This window comes from Peribacillus huizhouensis (genome assembly GCF_014138605.1).
Taxonomy (GTDB): Bacteria; Bacillota; Bacilli; order Bacillales; family DSM-1321; genus Peribacillus; species Peribacillus huizhouensis.
The window spans coordinates 97,586-114,977 of the sequence record NZ_JACJHX010000003.1 but is presented as its reverse complement, the minus strand read 5'-3'; the positions used below and the strand labels follow the sequence as shown (position 1 = coordinate 114,977).

Annotated in this window: 17 protein-coding genes; 3 read left to right on the top strand and 14 right to left on the bottom strand. The window is 37.9% G+C overall.

Features of this window, described 5'->3' with window-relative positions:
• Positions 1-11 precede the first annotated feature (11 nt).
• The 3 genes from HNP81_RS06215 to HNP81_RS06205 are packed head-to-tail and all read right to left on the bottom strand — an operon-like array spanning position 12 to position 3,973.
• Complete coding sequence (locus tag HNP81_RS06215) at positions 12-1,127, bottom strand: Zn-dependent alcohol dehydrogenase (protein ID WP_182501964.1); 1,116 nt, start codon at positions 1,125-1,127, stop codon at positions 12-14.
• A 31-nt stretch (positions 1,128-1,158) separates the two neighbouring features.
• Positions 1,159-2,679: an aldehyde dehydrogenase family protein gene (locus tag HNP81_RS06210; RefSeq protein WP_182501963.1), complete on the bottom strand. Its 1,521-nt coding sequence runs from the start codon at positions 2,677-2,679 to the stop codon at positions 1,159-1,161.
• Positions 2,663-3,973: a lyase family protein gene (locus HNP81_RS06205; protein WP_182501962.1), complete on the bottom strand. Its 1,311-nt coding sequence runs from the start codon at positions 3,971-3,973 to the stop codon at positions 2,663-2,665. The genes HNP81_RS06210 and HNP81_RS06205 overlap by 17 nt, the downstream gene beginning before the upstream one ends.
• Positions 3,974-4,255: 282 nt before the next feature.
• On the opposite strand from HNP81_RS06205, the gene HNP81_RS06200 reads away from it, so the two are divergent.
• The 3 genes from HNP81_RS06200 to HNP81_RS06190 all read left to right on the top strand — a co-directional run bounded on the left by HNP81_RS06200 (position 4,256) and on the right by HNP81_RS06190 (position 7,345).
• The gene (locus tag HNP81_RS06200) at positions 4,256-5,050 is read left to right on the top strand and encodes an IclR family transcriptional regulator (RefSeq protein ID WP_182501961.1); all 795 of its coding nucleotides are present in this window, start codon (positions 4,256-4,258) and stop codon (positions 5,048-5,050) included.
• 295 nt (positions 5,051-5,345) lie between these two features.
• The gene (locus tag HNP81_RS06195; protein WP_182501960.1) at positions 5,346-6,695 is read left to right on the top strand and encodes an MFS transporter; all 1,350 of its coding nucleotides are present in this window, start codon (positions 5,346-5,348) and stop codon (positions 6,693-6,695) included.
• Between the two features lie 131 nt (positions 6,696-6,826).
• Positions 6,827-7,345 carry a DUF2179 domain-containing protein gene (locus HNP81_RS06190; RefSeq protein ID WP_028392523.1) on the top strand — a complete coding sequence of 173 codons (519 nt, stop codon included), beginning with the start codon at positions 6,827-6,829 and terminating at the stop codon, positions 7,343-7,345.
• 437 nt (positions 7,346-7,782) lie between these two features.
• Here HNP81_RS06190 and HNP81_RS06185 read toward each other — a convergent pair whose 3' ends face one another.
• The 11 genes from HNP81_RS06185 to phnG form a co-directional block, all read right to left on the bottom strand.
• A complete protein-coding gene (locus HNP81_RS06185; protein ID WP_182501959.1) occupies positions 7,783-8,655 on the bottom strand; it encodes a PhnE/PtxC family ABC transporter permease in 873 nt (290 codons plus the stop codon).
• Positions 8,655-9,440: a PhnE/PtxC family ABC transporter permease gene (locus tag HNP81_RS06180; RefSeq protein ID WP_182501958.1), complete on the bottom strand. Its 786-nt coding sequence runs from the start codon at positions 9,438-9,440 to the stop codon at positions 8,655-8,657. The genes HNP81_RS06185 and HNP81_RS06180 overlap by 1 nt, the downstream gene beginning before the upstream one ends.
• Positions 9,430-10,218, bottom strand: coding sequence for a phosphonate ABC transporter ATP-binding protein (phnC, locus tag HNP81_RS06175; protein ID WP_182501957.1), 789 nt, complete (start codon positions 10,216-10,218; stop codon positions 9,430-9,432). The genes HNP81_RS06180 and phnC overlap by 11 nt, the downstream gene beginning before the upstream one ends.
• Before the next feature lie 44 nt (positions 10,219-10,262).
• The gene (gene phnD / locus HNP81_RS06170) at positions 10,263-11,312 is read right to left on the bottom strand and encodes a phosphate/phosphite/phosphonate ABC transporter substrate-binding protein (protein ID WP_182501956.1); all 1,050 of its coding nucleotides are present in this window, start codon (positions 11,310-11,312) and stop codon (positions 10,263-10,265) included.
• A gap of 110 nt (positions 11,313-11,422) precedes the next feature.
• On the bottom strand, positions 11,423-12,151 hold the full coding sequence (locus tag HNP81_RS06165; protein ID WP_182501955.1) for a phosphonate C-P lyase system protein PhnL: 729 nt from the start codon (positions 12,149-12,151) through the stop codon (positions 11,423-11,425).
• Positions 12,152-12,239: 88 nt separating this feature from the next.
• Positions 12,240-13,418 carry a phosphonate metabolism protein PhnM gene (gene phnM / locus HNP81_RS06160; RefSeq protein ID WP_182501954.1) on the bottom strand — a complete coding sequence of 393 codons (1,179 nt, stop codon included), beginning with the start codon at positions 13,416-13,418 and terminating at the stop codon, positions 12,240-12,242.
• Positions 13,419-13,452: 34 nt separating this feature from the next.
• Entirely contained in the window at positions 13,453-14,298 is an 846-nt protein-coding gene (locus HNP81_RS06155) for an ATP-binding cassette domain-containing protein (RefSeq protein WP_182501953.1), read from the bottom strand.
• Positions 14,299-15,153, bottom strand: a complete 855-nt coding sequence (locus tag HNP81_RS06150) for an alpha-D-ribose 1-methylphosphonate 5-phosphate C-P-lyase PhnJ (RefSeq protein ID WP_182501952.1) — start codon at positions 15,151-15,153, stop codon at positions 14,299-14,301. It lies immediately after the preceding gene.
• The gene (locus HNP81_RS06145; RefSeq protein WP_182501951.1) at positions 15,150-16,289 is read right to left on the bottom strand and encodes a carbon-phosphorus lyase complex subunit PhnI; all 1,140 of its coding nucleotides are present in this window, start codon (positions 16,287-16,289) and stop codon (positions 15,150-15,152) included. The genes HNP81_RS06150 and HNP81_RS06145 overlap by 4 nt, the downstream gene beginning before the upstream one ends.
• Positions 16,277-16,888, bottom strand: coding sequence for a phosphonate C-P lyase system protein PhnH (gene phnH / locus HNP81_RS06140; protein WP_182501950.1), 612 nt, complete (start codon positions 16,886-16,888; stop codon positions 16,277-16,279). Before phnH ends, HNP81_RS06145 begins: the two co-directional genes overlap by 13 nt.
• Positions 16,889-16,900: 12 nt before the next feature.
• The gene (phnG, locus tag HNP81_RS06135) at positions 16,901-17,326 is read right to left on the bottom strand and encodes a phosphonate C-P lyase system protein PhnG (RefSeq protein WP_182501949.1); all 426 of its coding nucleotides are present in this window, start codon (positions 17,324-17,326) and stop codon (positions 16,901-16,903) included.
• Positions 17,327-17,392: the final 66 nt, after the last annotated feature.

Sequence of the window (17,392 nt, the reverse complement as noted above, 5' to 3'; positions counted from 1 at the left end):
TAGTTTAGCAATTAATCGTTAAATTCAATTACTGCTCGTCCTACATTGATACACCCGCAGTCATGGAAAGAGTCAAAAGCTTGATTAATATCATTTAACTCAATACGATTTAACACAAGTTCATCTAATTTGAATTTCCCATCTAAATACATTTGTGCAATCATTGGAAAATCACGGAATGGCTGCGTATCTCCATAAAAACTTCCTTTTAATACTTTTCCAACTCTATGGAATCCTCCAGCTGGAATATTTAACGTTTTTTCAGGATTAAAGGCACCAACGAGAACGACAGTACCCCCTTTTCTTGTACTCTTCCAAGCACTTTCGGCCGCTGCAGTATGCCCCGAACAATCAATCGCAAAATGAACACCTAAACCATTTGTCAGTTCTTTTAACGCTGCTTCTACATCAACTTCAGCTGAATTGATCGTATGCGTTGCGCCAAACTGTTTAGCAATCTCCAAATTTGCAGGTTTTACATCACAAGCAATAATTTTAGAAGCACCGGCAATATGTGCTCCTTGAATCGCATTTACGCCTACTCCACCAATACCGAAGACGGCAACTGTAGATCCTGGTGTAACACCAGCTGCGTTCACAGCGGCTCCGTACCCCGTTGCTACTCCGCATCCGATTAAGGAAGCTTGTGCCAAAGGCATTTCATCTGGCAACTTTACACATGACATCTCCGGAACAACCGCAAATTCTGCAAAAGTAGATAATAGAGAGTTGTGGTATATTTGTTTTCCATCTTGGCTTAGTCTTGAAGTACCATCAAGCAGCGTCCCTTCAAACATTGGACCAAATGCTGACTCACACAAATGCACAGCTCCTGTAATACAAAATTCACACGTTCCGCAATATGGGACCCAGCTCAAGGCTACTTTGTCACCAACTTTGACTCTTGTAACATTTGAGCCAACTGCCTCAACAATTCCTGAACCTTCATGTCCAAGAATAGTCGGTGTTGGCGTCGTTTGATCATGTAAAGCATTTAAATCGCTATGGCAAACACCAGTTGCTTTTATTTTCACAAGAACTTCATTCGATTTTGGTTCACTAAGTTCAACTTGTTGAATGGATAATGGTTTACCTACTTCAGTCATGACAGCCGCTTTTATTTTCATTGTATGATTCCCTCTTTTAAGTAAATTTTTTTCAGTACGCGAACCAAATAGCTTTTGATTTTGTAAATGCTTGTAATGAATGAACGGCATATTCCTTACCCCATCCACTTTGCTTCATGCCTCCAAATGGACTAGCAAAGTCATAACATCCATATCTATTAACGAAAACCATACCAGCGTTAAGCTGATTAGCTACGCGATGAGCACGGGAAGTGTCGCCTGTCCATAACCCTGCTCCAAGACCATAAATCGTATCATTTGCCATTTGAATAACTTCTTCTTCTTTATCAAATGGGATGATGCAGAGTACAGGTCCGAAAATCTCTTCCTGAGCAATTTTCATTTTATTATCAACCTCAGCAAAAATAGTTGGTCGAACAAAATAGCCATTCGCATTTGTTCCAGTTGTATCTCGTTCTCCTCCAACTACTACTCGTGCCCCTTGTTCTTTGCCACTCTCAATGTAATTTAAAATGGATTCCATATGCTGCTTAGACACTTGTGCCCCTTGATCACTTGCTGGATCAAATGGATCACCACATTTGTAGTTTTTAGCATACTCTGCGATTTTTTCTACCACTTCATCATAAATCTCACGTTGTGCAAATAACCGGGTCGGAGCAGAACATTTTTCACCCTTATGTGTAAATAATCCGAAAAAGGAGCGTTCAATCGCTGCATCTAAATCCGGAAAATCACTAAAAATAATGTTTGGTGATTTACCACCCAGTTCTAAAGTTACTGGTTTTAAATTGCTATTAGCAGAGTCATGGATTAATTGTTTCCCAACATGTGTACTACCTGTAAACGATAGTTTATCAATACCCATATGCCTACTTATATAAGAACCTACCTCACCATCACCAAGGACTAAATTAATAACACCCTTCGGCAAGACTCCTGCTTCATCAATAATTTCAAACAATCGAATAACAGAGTAAGAGGTTTTATCAGCTGGTTTTAACACAACCGTATTCCCCATCGATAAGGCAGGAGATAGTTTTAAGACAGCCATTTGAATTGGAAAATTAAATGGCACAATTTGCCCGCATACACCGATTGGATCTCTCGTTGTGACACTTAAGAAATTACCTTCTACAGGATTGTTTTCACCATAATATTTATCTGTCCATCCTGCGTAATATTCAAATAAGTCTGCTGCTTCTTGCACATCATCATTGTACGCTTCTGTATATAATTTACCGTTATCGAGCGCTTCCAATGTTGCAAGCTCCGCATGATGCTCATGAATAAGTGCACTGATTTTCCGTAAAACTTTTCCTCTATCCTTACGGCTCATCTCTTTCCATGAACCTTGTTCCAGAGCGGTCCTTGCTCCTTGAATAGCTGCATCTACATCTTGCATTTCAGCAGATTGAAAATCACCTAAAACCTCTCCATTGGCTGGATTGATCGATTCAATCACTTTTTCTCCTGAGCTATCCACCCATTCTCCATTGATATAAAGCTTTTTCGTTGTTTTAAGCCATTCATGAGCCCACTCTAGTTTTGGCTGCTCAATTCCTTCAAACTGTTTAGTTTCTTGTGTCATGGTCTATACCCCCATTATTTAATAAGTTTTTTATAGATTCACGATCATGTTCTTTTATTAATTTGGAAACTGCTGAATAACCCATTTGTTCTTTCAATTCCACAATAACTGGAATAAATGTATTTGAAAGTTCAGTACATCTTTCTTCATTAGGTGCTATATCCTTTAGACATAGCTCTGTAAAGGAATGAGAAGTATTCGTAAGCATGTATAACCCATTCAATATATTGGCGCCTGCCATTCCTTCAAAAATATTCAAGTCAAGTTCACCATGTTCCAAGGCAGCTTGAACAATTCGATCACACCCGAGGACTTGAAAACAGCTTTGAATCATCGTTTCAGGGATGACTGGATTCACTTTTCCTGGAAAAAAGGAGGAACCTGCCTGAACCGATGGCAAAGTAATTTCTGAAAATCCTGCTTCGGGTCCCGATGAAAGCAGTCTTAAATCTTTGGCTACTTTGATTAGTGATGTTGCTAATAAACTCAATTCCTTTGACATATGACCTAAATCATCAATGTTTTGCGCTGCATCAAATAAATTGTCACGTTTTGAAACATCCATATTCGATACATCACGCAGTTTCTCGATAACCACTTCTTTATATTTTTCTGAAGCCCCTACACCATTCCCAATAACTGTAGCTCCAAGGTTAATAGTAAGTAACGACATAACGGATTCTCTTAAAGAAATATGGCGCCTTTTCAGTACAGATGCATACCCACTGAAAGCATCCCCTAACCTAATGCGCATTGCATCCTGTAAACAAGTCCGGGAGATTGTGGTTACGCTCATAAACTCTTGTGATTTTTTTTCTATCGTAGCATGCATTTTTGTTAACATATGGTCCAACCGTTCAAAACACCGCACAATCGCTAAACGAATTGATGTATGGCATACATCCGAGGTGGATTGGGAAGCGTTTACATGCTCTACAGGATGAACTGGCGTATAAACACCTAAGGTACCTTCTAGAGATTCATTAGCCAAATTGGCTAACACTTCATTTACATTCATATTCGTACCAATCCCACCGCCTCCATGGAAAATATCAACAATGAAGTGGTCATGATAGTTCCCTTGAATTATTTGATCACAAGCATTTAAGATAGCGGTTCCAATTGAAGGGGCTAGAATACCCGCCTCCTGATTAGCTAACGTTGCAGCTTTTTTAACCATAGCTAATGACACAATATATTCTGGATAATTTTTTAATAGTTGACCAGAGAAAGATAGATTTTGCACCGTTCTCATTGTTTGAATGCCATATAAAGCATCTTTTGGAATATCCACTTTGCCGAAGTAATCTCTCTCTGTCCGTTTTTCAACCTCATCAGCCCAAATGATTGATATCCCTCCTCCAAAACTTTTTTATTCCAAAAAGCGATGCAATCCATATAGCCTCTATTCTATAAAGATGACGCTTTCTTTTGTTCGTATTGCGAACAATAAGTTCGTATTGAGAACATAAATTTATAATATACCCAATTAATTAAACAGTCAATAATTTAATCATTTTTTTGATCAGAATGAATTGATTAGCAATCTTCCATTGTCTTAAGCTATAATGAAAAGATGGAAAATAATAATCAAATTAAATCAAAACAGCCCCTTAATAAAGAAGGTTCTTCTGTACAGGCCGTTGAACGCGCTTTATTGCTTTTGAAGCTTATTGGAGAAAATCCATCACCCATTTCGGTCGGTGATCTGGCTAAACAGGCTGAGCTGAACCGGACTACAGCCTGGCGTTTGATTGGAACCCTTGAAAATCAAGGGTTTGTAGAAAAGGATCCTTTTTCTAAAGGGTATCAGCTCGGGTATGCCCTTCATCAAATAACTTCAAAAAACGATTCATATGGTTATCTCATACGAAGAGCTCGCAACACACTATTAAAATTAAAAGAAGAAATGGGCGAAACTGTTCTACTTAGTGTTCCTAAGCATGATGGAACTCTTACTATTGATCAAATAGATACTGATCATAGTGTTAGACTAGTTGACTATACGCACACTATTTCACCTTTACACTGCACATCTAACGGGAAAATTTTATTAAGTTTGCTGCCTCAAAAGGAGTTGGATATTTTATTAGAGCAGCCCCTTGAACCACTATCCAAATATTCAATTACCGATCCAGAAGAACTGCGTAAAGAACTAGAAAAAATTCGTGTTCAAAAGGTTGGATTATCGATTGGTGAACTAGATGAAAATGAAAATGCGATTTCAGCACCTATCTTTAACAAGAAAAAAGATTTAGTCGCATTTATTACGCTGGGTGGGCCGAGTTTCCGCCTTACGAAAGAAGACCTTTTACTATCAAGTGATCGAATGCTAGAAGCCGCAAAAGAAATCGAAGAACAGATAGAGTAATCCAACAAAAAAAGAAGGAGGTCATCATTTACTATCAGTAAATGATGACCTCCTTCTTTTTTTACATCTACTGTTCTTTTTTTTAATAAGTCTATGAATATTTTAGTCTATGAATGAATTGACAAAGAAAAGACACAAGATTATAATTCAAATATATTCAAATGATGGACAAAAAGTTCGTATAGTGAGCATATTTTTATTTTTCTAATAAATGAAAACGTTTTCCTCTATAAATGGTTTCATACATGACTTTTAATCTATTAACAAATTTATAGATTGAATAGGAGGAGATTCAATGGCAAACAAAAACGTAGTACGTAATGATACTCGTAATACAATTAAATTAGATGATGCACCACTGAACAAATTCCATATTAAAATAGCAGGTCTTACGTTCGGAGCTCATTTCACTGATGGATATATTTTAGGTATTATCGGATTTGCCCTTACGCTAATGACACCGCAAATGGGTTTAACGCCACTTTGGGTTGGCTTAATTGGAAGCTCCGCTTTAATAGGTCTTTTTTTAGGCAGTTTGGTTTTAGGTTGGATATCCGATTATGTAGGAAGGCAAAAAATATTTGTCTTTAGTTTTATCGTCATTACCGCTGCATCCATTTTACAATTTTTCGCAGATAGCCCTACAGAACTTGTATTATACAGAATTTTGATCGGGATTGGGCTCGGCGGTGATTATAGCGTAGGACACACAATGTTAGCCGAATTTTCACCACGAAAACATCGAGGAGTATTATTAGGTTCATTCAGTGTAATATGGACTTTTGGTTATGTAGCAGCAAACTTGATCGGCATTTTTGCCATCGGCACCTCTCCTGACGCATGGAAATGGATGTTAGCTTCATCAGCGATTCCCGCTGTTATTATTTTGATTTTGCGAATGGGTACACCAGAGTCACCTAGATGGTTGATTAGTAAAGGGCGGATTGAAGAGGCTCGAGAAATTGTCAAGAAATATGTCGGACCGAATATAGTACTTGATGATGAATCGCCTGTACAAACTAAGGGAAGCTTTTCAACATTATTCAGTAAAGAGATAAGAAAACGAACTGCCTTCAATTGTATATTCTTTGTTTGCCTTGTTATCCCTTACTTTGCTATTTACACGTTCTTGCCAAACATTCTTGATGCGATCGGAATGAGCGAAGGATCTGGAACAGATCTTCTATTAAACGGGATTCTCATCATAGGTGCCGTTTTAGGTATTTGGTTTACGGTAAAATATTCTCGTCGCGGATTTTTGATCAGCTCTTTTATCGTATTAATCATTACGCTCGCTCTTCTCAGTATTCTACCTAGCAGTGCAACAATATTAATGATACTTTCTTTTGCCATCTTCACCTTGATCATGTCTGCTGTCAGCAACTTGGTTGGGGTATTTCCAGCCGAGAGCTTTCCAACTGAAATTCGCTCTTCTGGCGTTGGACTTGCAACAGCTGTAAGTAGGTTAGGTTCAGCAATTGGTACGTTCTTGCTTCCAATCGGGATAGCTAATATAGGGATTCAATATACAATGCTATGTCTCACAGCTGTCCTTATTATTGGAGCAATTGTATCAATCGCTTGGGCTCCTGAAACTAAATCACTTACACTTAGTGAAGCAAGCAATAACGGAAATAAAAATTAAAGGGTATTTTTAGAATTAAAACTTGCTTCATGTTATTGTTTTCTCGGCTTACAGAAGATTCCTTTCTCTTTTCTGTAAGCCTTTTCTATTTTTACATAACTAAAATCTTCAATTAGTAAAGGAGCGCATCCATGGAGATATTGTTAATCTTTTTACTTCAATTAATTTATGTACCTGTCTATACGTTACGAATTATTTTTTTAGTAAAAGAAAAAAAATGGCTTGCTTCCATTTTAGGATTTATAGAAGCATTAGTGTATGTATTTGGTTTAGCCATTGTCTTTACAGGTGAGCAAACCATTTGGGCTATGCTTGTATATGCGATTGGTTTTTCCGTAGGAATTGCTATTGGAGGATATGTAGAGGAGAGACTTGCAATTGGGTATACCACAATTGTTGCCAATATTACGAATAGAAATGATGATTTTATCTCAACCTTACGCCAAGAAGGTTTTGGTGTCACATTATTTGTTGGAGAAGGAAAAGATAGTAAACGTTATAAGCTTGAAATCTTAACATTACGAAGTAGAGAAAAAGAGTTGTTTTCTATAATACAAGAATATGAGCCCTCAGCATTTTTAATTTCTTACGAAGCAAGAAAATTTAGAGGTGGATTCCTAGCGAAATCAGTAAAAAAGCACTCTATATAAGTTTAACTTTACCACTAAAAAAAGACCTGTAGTTTTAAGAAACGTTTTGGTTTTGCCCCAGGGTTTTGTGATAGCGTGTGCCAATAAACTCTTACATTGGTTTATGCACGTTTAAAAGGTAAATCAAATTTTCAGGATCTAGCCTAGTTTAAAACTATAACTAAACAGACCAAAAACTTTCCAAGTGCAGAACTTTGGAAGGTTATTTGGCATGCACAAATTTAGTATAGCATGAAATATTTTAAGTTTTTAATGAAAAATATTGACAAACTATTGGCTGGTTTAGTTTAAGTACACAAACTTCACATCGTTTTTAACATAAATATCTAATTAAAAATCACCTCTAAGAAAAACTAAAGAGGTGATTTTTATCAATCTTTTTTACAAAGCTACAACTAGAGAAACAACATGTCTCTCTAACCAGTCTTTCATCTTTATCACGACAGCACTTTTAGCTTCTTTTTAATGCGTGTTGCGAAAATCTCAAGGCAGATTGCTACGATTAGGATAAAATAAGTGATTGCACCGATTTCACGCAAGTCAAAGTAAAATCCACTTGCCATGAACATATCGAAGCCAATTCCTCCTGCTCCAGCTGCTGCGCCCATCGCCACTGCCACTGCGAAATTAATCTCAAAACGCAAGAATGTCCATGAGACCATATAAGTAATCGATGATGGAATGACAGCTTGGAACACAATTTGCCACCAATTTGCCCCACTTGCTTGCAATGCTTCAATCGCGCCTTTATCAAGTTCTTCAAAGGATTCTGAATAAGCCTTTACAAGATAGCTGATTGAGTGAAAGGTCATGCCAATTACTGCTGCAACACTACCTAATCCTGCGGCGACTGCAAAAATTAGAACCCATAGAACGGTTGGTACCGCTCTAATTAGGGCAACCGTTCCTTTTATCACAACTGATAAGGGTTTAGAAGAGATATTTTCAGCTGCTAAAAGGCCTAATAGTAAAGCAATGATAGCACCGAATATTGTCGTTAAAAAGGCTAATCCTAATGTAACTAACACTTGGAAAAGTGCATGTGAAAAGCTAAAATGCTTCAAATGCGGCTCAAAGAACATTTTCCCCAAGTTATCCAAAGTCAATAGGAGTGCATCAATGAAGTTAACATCCTTATAGTCAAAACTAATAAATGCATAGATGGTCAGAAATATGAGCAGTAGTCCACATGTTCTAATAGCGATTGAGGATTTGCTAAAGGGCTTTTTAGATAATCGTTCACGTAACTGGTTATCTAAGAATTTGTCTGTTTGTAAGGAGAATGTTTTGATTGGACCTTCTGCTTGCATTATAAAATCACCCTCCTCACATAATTTGAAATAAATTCGATACATAAAATCGAGATAATGATCGTGATGACGACAAGACTAGCAATGTCATAGTTCAGACTTTTATAATACAGATTAAAAGTAAAGCCAATACCTGATCCTGTAAGTAGTCCGACTAGCGTTGCATTTCTTATATTTGTTTCAATCATGAAAAGAACCCAACTAATCATTTGCGGAATTGTCGAAGGGATGACAGACTGGGAAATGACAGTCAGATAATTCGCACCCGTTGCTTGCAATGCTTCTACGGAACTACCGCTTACTTCATCAATCGTCTCGATAAAGGCTCTTGTTAAAAAACCGAAAGATCCGAAAAACAAAGCGAAATAACCAGTAAAGGAACTTTGTCCAAATGAAAATAACAAAACCATCGACCACACCGAGACATCAATATTTCTAAAAATAATTGCAATTCCTCGGCTAATACTTCCGAAAAAACGATTCACTTTTGTCGTATTTGAACCTAAGACGGCAAATATAAAGGCTAATACTGCGGCGACTGTCGTTGCTGCAATCGAGATTAATAGAGTTTCTTTTAGCTTTACTAAAATATCTGGCAGCTTCGCCAAAGAATCTTTTGTTGGATAAAAATTCGATAATGCCCATTGCACAGCTTTAGGAACAGAGGTAAAACCTTTTGCCATATTGTATTCTGTTATGATAATGGAAACAATCGTCGCAACCCCTACTATTAATAACAATAGAAGTGAATTTCTTCTCTTTTTAGCAAAAACATCAGCTGACATGGGAACCTCCCAAATCAAAAATCAACTTTCCTTCGTCTGAACCGTAAATCTGGTGGATATCATTCGAGGTTATACTCTTTGCAGTCCCATCAAAAACAACTTTGCCACTATTTACCCCAATAATTCGATCCGAGTACTTTAAGGCCACATCGACTTGATGTAGATTAACTACCACTGTAATTCCCATGGATGTGCAAATATTCCTTAGGTGATCCATGATAATCTTGGATGAATTCGGATCTAATGAGGCAATTGGTTCATCACATAAAAGCAATTTAGGATCTTGGATAAGTGCCCTAGCAATGCCTACACGCTGCTTCTGACCCCCACTTAATTGATCAGACCTTTTATAAATTTGCTCTTCAAGACCTAGAATTTGGAGAATTCTAGCAGCCTGAAGCTTCTCATCCTCACTATACAGACCAAGAGCGCCTGCCAAAGTCGATTTATAGCCTAAGCGCCCATGCAAGGTATTTTCAATCACGCTTAGTCGATTTACGAGATTATAATGTTGAAAAATCATGCCGATTTTCGTCCGTACTTTCTTTAATTCCTTTTTATTTAATTGGTGTACATAAGCATCGTCAAAAATGATTTCTCCACTAGATGCATCAACCATCCTGTTGATGCACCGAAGAAGAGTGGATTTTCCTGCTCCAGATGGTCCGATTACTGAAACAAACTCTCCTTCTTTCACAGAGAAGGTAACATTGGATAACGCTTTTGTATCCTTTCCAAATTGTTTGGAGACATTTTTCACTTCCAATAACGTCGTCATGTGTTAACCTCCCCTTCTGATTTTCTTGCATTATGATAGGTACATTATTTAGACAATTCTCGAATTGGATTGAACCAGTCATCCTCAACTTGTATTAAACCTTCATCCCCGCTTTTCTTTTTGAATAAACCTGAAAACTCTGTGTCCTCTGGTACAAATATCTTTTCATTATTTGCGACTTCATCAGAAGTTAACGTTTCAAGAATTTTTTCACGCGTTTCATCACTAACTAATTCCGTATTTACAACGAAAGGTGAATTCAATACTGGAGTTACCGAAATGAGTGAAAACTCTTTATCTACAACTGTATTAAATGGTTCTGCTGCATCCTTCTTTACCTTGTATACAGCACCTGCTTTATTTTCTTCCCCATCAGCTAGTTCTACATAATTATTCACACATGTGTCACAAAACGCCGCTACATCTACTTTCCCAGACAGTAAATTCACAGCAGATCCTTGATGTGAACCACCATATAATACTTCACTAAAGAATTTGACTTTGCCACCCTCTAATAAATCTTCAGCCGTTAAGTCTTTGTATTCATCTTGTTGAGAGAAATAATCAACGATTCCTGTGGAAGGTACTTTAAAACCAGAAGTAGAGCTATTTGATACGAATGAGAATTTTTTACCTTGGATATTATCTATGACATATTCGTCGTTATTTTTATATGTATCTCCATTTTCTTTTTGAACAGCTAACCAACTATAATAGACCGCATCATCCAATGTACCTGATTCACCACTTGGAACTACTAAAGCTTGAACTTTATCATTTTTATTATTTGCTTCAATATAGCCTTGTGCTCCTAAGAAAGCTAAGTCAGCATTTCCATTAGCAATTGCCTCGATTGCAACGATATAATCTGTAGTAGTTTTGTGTTCAACCTTTTTTCCAGTGCTTTCTTCCAAAATCCGTCCGATCTCATCGCGAGTTTCCCCTAAATCTTCCCCAGATTCATTTGGCAGCCAAGCAATTGTTAATGTATCATCTTCTTCTACTTTCGTGCCTCCTGATGTACTGCTTGAAGAACAGCCTGCAACAAGTACCATAATTACTAACATCAAAATAGACATAATCGATTTTTTCATAATATAGCTCCTTTTTTAATTTTTAATTTCATAAACCAATCACTACAGTGTTAACAATACAGGGACAATATCAATCTACTGTGAAGTTTGCTGAATTTTAGGTTAAGAGTTCATAAAGAAATTGTTATATTTTTTTGAATAGTGCGACTAAACTGTCCATTCTTCATGCTATATTCTTTATTTACTAGCCCATTCATAAACTCTAAGTCATGAAAAATACCGAGCATAGTCGTTCCTTCTTTCATTAGTTGTTCAAGCAAAGTCTTCACTTTCCATTTCGATTCGTGATCTAAACTTGCTGTTGGTTCATCTAATAAGAGAAGCCGTGGTCTTTTCACCATTGCTCTTGCAATATTTAATCTAAGCTTCTCTCCACCTGAAAAAGTTGCAGGGTAGCTGTCCCATAGCTCACGTCCCAATTCAAAATGGTCAAGGATTTTCTCTGTTTCCATATGAGCAATTTCTTTTGTTTGTCCCATTTCAAGGATTGCCTCAGTTACGAGCTGCCTTGCTGTCGTTCTTGGCATCACATTTAAAAATTGAGAAACATAGCCAATCTCATGCTTACGCAAGTAAATCATTTCCCTTTCTGTCGCTTTTGCTAGATTAATGGGACCATAGTGGGTTGAATCATACCAAATACTACCTTCTTGAAGCCGATAAGTACCATAAATTGATTTTAAGATTGTCGATTTCCCACTGCCACTCTTGCCTGTAATGCCAATAAATTCACCTTTTTTAATTTGAATCGTAATATCTTTGACCGCTTGAATATTCTTGCCTAGATTATGTAAAATAAAGGATTTTGACAAATCTTTAATCTCTAATAGGTTGTCCATTTTGCCACCAGCTTTCTAAAGTCGTGATTTATCCCGTTTAACTAACCATCAGTGGGAGATGAAATAAACAACTGATAAAAGTTTCATTTTATAGCCGATAATTCGTCCTTTGAATCAGCTTACCATCCACGATAACACTTGTTATCACAGGGAAATCATCAGGAATTTTTTCGATAATAAGTAAATCAGCCTTTTTCCCTTCACGAATGGACCCTAATTCATGATCCATTTTGACTGCCTTGGCAGGATTAATGGTGACTAGCTTAAACATATCAACAAGGTCCATTCCATAGTTATTCACTAATTCAAACACTGCATGAAGAAGGGCTGCTGGGTAATAATCGCTACATAATATATCAATGCTGCCATCTTGAATCGCTTCAGAAGCACTTAAGTTACCGCTGTGAGAACCTCCCAAAAGTACATTTGGTGCACCTGCTATTGTGTGCATTCCTGATTCATGTGCTTTACGGGCAATTTCGAGCGTGATGGGAAACTCACTAATATTCGTTCCAAAGCTTTGAACTAGTTCAAGCTTTTCAATCGAATCATCATCATGCGAGGCAACAGCAATATTATTTTCTCTCGCTAATAGCGCAATTTCTTTCATTCTTTCTATCGTTAGCTTCTCTTTTGTTTGATGAGTAAGAATCATCCCATCAATCGCTTCATCACTGTAATCGTTATAGCCTCTTAACGTGTTTCGATAAATCTCTAAATGTCTGTACTGTCCTTGCCCAGGTGTATGGTCCATGAATGAGACTAAATGGACTTTCTTTTCCGACACATATTCTTTTAAACAATCAATATCATCGAGATTATCGATTTCATATCGGGCATGAAACCGATGTCGGACTAAGTGTTTCATCGTATGTGTTTGATCGATTAAGTCAATGAGCTTTCTAACATTCTCAGGCTCCCGAATTGGCTTATACGAGTATTCCGTTGATTTATAAAGAGAGAGAGAGTGAAACATCGTCGTAATGCCATGAGTGACCAGTTCCTTTTCTGTTTCTCTTAAACTCATTGGAAAATTCATTAAAGAAGTAGGGCGCGGTGCAGTCATATGTTCAATATAGTCTGAGTGGAGATCAATAAAACCTGGTGATATATAGCCACCAAAAGCGTCTAACACTTCCATCTCTGCACTCATTTCTATCTCTCCTGCAGGGGCAATTCTATAAATTTCATCATCCTTAATTAAGAGATCATGGTCTACTAGTATCAGATCTTCCGTTATAATTTTTCCATTTTTAATCAGCAACAATGTTTCTTCCCCCATTTTTCTAAGACATTTACTTTTACAACAATGAATGGACTAATTGCTGTGTGTAAGGATGCTGCGGATCTTCAAGTATTTGATCAGTTAAACCTTGCTCGACGACTCTTCCTTCCAACATGACGAGTGTACGATCTGCAAGCATTCGGATTACACCCAAATCATGAGAAACTAGTACAATGCTAATATTCAATTCTCTTTGCAGGCCTTTAATTAAATCCAACACACTTGCTTGAACCGATAAATCTAAACCAGTAGTGACCTCATCTAAAAGCAGTATCGGTGGATTGTTCGACAATGCTTTAGCTATTTGGACCCGTTGCTGCATCCCACCGGAAAAGTTCTTTGGCTCTTCTTTCATCCGGTGAATCGGAATATTTACTTCTTCGAGAAGACTGGCACCCCTTGTTTCCATGCTGCCGACATGTCTGTTTCCAGCTGAAATTAACTTCTCAGCAATATTACCGATCGAGGAGAAATTCATTTTCAATCCTAGTATCGGATTTTGATAAACCTTGCCCATTAGGTGATTACGAATATATCTTTTTTTCTGTGCCGACTCATTCAATACATTCTTTGTTCCATTCTCAAAGCCTGCCACATACATTTCACCATTCGTCACTTCTTGATCAAAATACAGACTTTTCATTAAGGTAGATTTTCCACTACCACTCTCTCCTACAATTCCAAGAACTTCACCTTGATACACATCAAACGTCACATCACGACATGCATAAACCGTTCCGCATTCGCGACAATAGTTTTTGACCATGTCGCCTGATTCCCTGTCTTCACATGTTGAACAGCCATTTCCAAATTGTTTGTTCAATTGTTTAACGGATAACACCGGTACTTCAAGTTCAGCCATTTATTTCACCCCCAATGATTGTTCTTGATTGACTATATCAAGACAATTACTTGTATCATTGCATTGGAAATACGTTGCTCCCGTGTCTTGATCAACGAGTTCATCCAAAAATACGTCTTTGGAACCACAGAGAATACACTCATGATTCGTAAAGGACTCTATCTCAAATTCATAATCATCGAACGCTAAAGACGTTACTTTTGTGAAAGGAGGCACTGCATATACTTTCTTCTCCCTACCGGCACCTAACAAAATGAGCGCTTCGCTATAGTCAAGTTTTGGATTATCAAATCTTGGTATCGGACTTGGTGCCATGACATACCGATCGTGAACCATAACTGGATGATCTGCATCTGTCGCCATCGTTTTATATTTCATAATTTGTTCAAATAACATCAGCCATGCTCCGCTATACTCTCTCTCAGCATGAAGCTTTTTCGTTTCATGTTCGCTCGGTTCAAAACTTCTTAAAGGTTCAGGTAACGGAACTTGAAGTATTAAAATCTGGTCTTGTTCAAGCGGCACTTCAGGCACCCGGTGTCTAGACTGGATTAACGTTGCCTCTCTTGTACTGTCCGTCGTCCTTACCCCAGTCGTGTCTGACACGAGCTTTTTAATATTAACGGCATTCACGGATTCATCGGAGCCTTGGTCAATCACTTTAAGAACATCTTCTTTTCCAATTAATGATAGGGTAAGCTGTAAGCCACCTGTTCCCCACCCACGGCCAATTGGCATTTCCCTAGAAGCAAAGGGTACTTGGTAACCGGGGATCGCAATCGCTTTTAAGGTTGCCCTTCTAATTTCCCGTTTCGAACCTTCATCAAAGAATGCAAAATTATACGATTTATTCATTCATTACCACCTCCTACCGCTCCAACACTTGCCTTCTCTTTCGTCTTCCGGATACTATCAAGCTTGGATTGAAATGTAACATAATGAGGCATCTTCAAATGAGAAATGAAACCCGTCGATTCAACTGAATCGATATGATAAAGAACAAATTCTTCATTTTGACTCGGGAAATCAGTATTCGGATTTTCTAAGCAATTATCTAAAATACCTATCGCAATTGCTTTTGTTTCATTTTGTCCAAAACAGAGTCCATAGCCAATTTCAAACTCCATTTCTTTCTTTCCGCGTTCTTTCTCGACTGTTACCGGCATGAGCATTTCCACCTCTGTCGCTTGAAAATCGCCGATATAATAGCTATCTTCCTCTTGGCCTATGTCAAGTGGGTGATCGAGATAAACCGGAAGTTGACCTACCCGCAACTCTCCTACTGTTGGATGTAGAGCACCATATCCACGTATGACAGCATAGGCTAGTGACGTGACGGCACCTGTCTGACCTCTTGTTAGTATTTGCAGCCGTTCACTTCGTTTCGAAGGAAACTCTAGACTTTTCCTTGTTACATCTTCAGGGTTAAGATCATTGTTTTCACAGCTTTGTAGTAACCCTTCACTTCTTAAATAGTCCAAAACTTTTGGTAAATTGGATAACTCACTCATCTGCTTTTGATCATATTCAGTTAATCGATTCTCAGCATGATAGGCATGTAACCAATCCTGAATGCTTTCTTCCGTTTCCTTCTCTAATTCCCAATCTAGTAACCTGTGTGTGTAATCGGTCGTAGCACCTAAGATCTGTCCACCAGGTATATCTTTAAAGCTAGCAGAAATCCTCCGCTCAACTTGCATATCTTCGGAACTGATAATTCGTGAAACATGTTTTCTTGGCAAAGTGGATCGATAAGCTCTTAAGAGAAATACCGCTTCTTCTGGGTTCCCCTCCGCTTGTTTAATGGCTATTGCAGCCAAAGATTGATCATATAAACTGCTTTCTGACATGACCTGATCTATTAACCCTCTCATACCATCTTCAATCGTATGTACATCTAAAACGGTCCCTTTTTGCAGTCTCTCATACTTTAAGCGTTTGATGGATTCTTCAATGGCCTGTGTTCCGCCCTTTACTGCTACATATCCCATTTAATCTCCCACCCATTTTCTTTAATTTGCGTAGTTCTCGGAATAGCAAGTAATTGATGCTGGTGATCCACGAAATACATATCAATTCCCAAAGGAAACTCTACGTTTTTTTCATTTCTCATCTCCATCCAGTTTGAGACATTTTGCATATTTAGATCGGTTTCCCCTTGAATCCCAGGTCCTGAAAGTTTCACAGGCTTCCCTTTCGTTACATCTGAAACTTCTAAAATAATCATGGCTGATTCATGTGGATTTGATAAGCTTCCGACCTTCGCTTGATTCATTGCGTCTTCCATTTCCTCGTGTAGCGCGTCCTCTAAAATAAAGATGAAGTCAGCGTCTGATACATCAACAGATTTTGAATAAGTAAGCTGATTAATCATTCTCGACACTGCCTCTTCCTGCTTGGTAATAACTTTAAACGTAACTTCTGGATCAAGGACCGTTAGTGCAAATAGTATCGTTGCAGATAAACAGTTCGTTTGAACATCCAAAACTTCAACTTCCTTCTGCAAATCCATGACTTTCCCAGGTCTTGAAGTCGCATCTACTAGTTTCCTATATACTGTCTGAAGATCATGAACTACATCTAATTTCATCGTTATCCCCCCTTATTGAACGTCCATCGTTTCAAAGCTTACTTTTGTTCTTAAGATCGATTGTTGTAACTCTTGACGATTTTTCTGTATATTCTCTTTCTCTTTTTCCAATATATGTGACCACACTCTCGTTTCTAATAAATCCGCCTGATAAGCAGCATCAATGACAGCTAGACAGTAAGCCAGCTCTTCCTGATGTCCCTTCACGATGCCAATTCCGATTGAATCGTAAATTTGGACTTTACATTCCGTCACTAATATTTCACCGAGATAAAATAAACTCTTCTTAGCCGTTTCTCTTGCTTTTAATAAGACAAGTCCATTCTCAGGCTGTTGAATGACGGTTACTGTATATCTCATTTCAATTTCCTTGGCAAAATCTTTCGCAATGGTAGAAGAGCCTTGAATCAAAATCTCTGTTCTTTCCTTTCTTTTCATTCAATCGGCCTCCAAATGTTTTTAGTTTCTTGCTACATCTACAATGTATCTTGTTGCCAAGTGAAC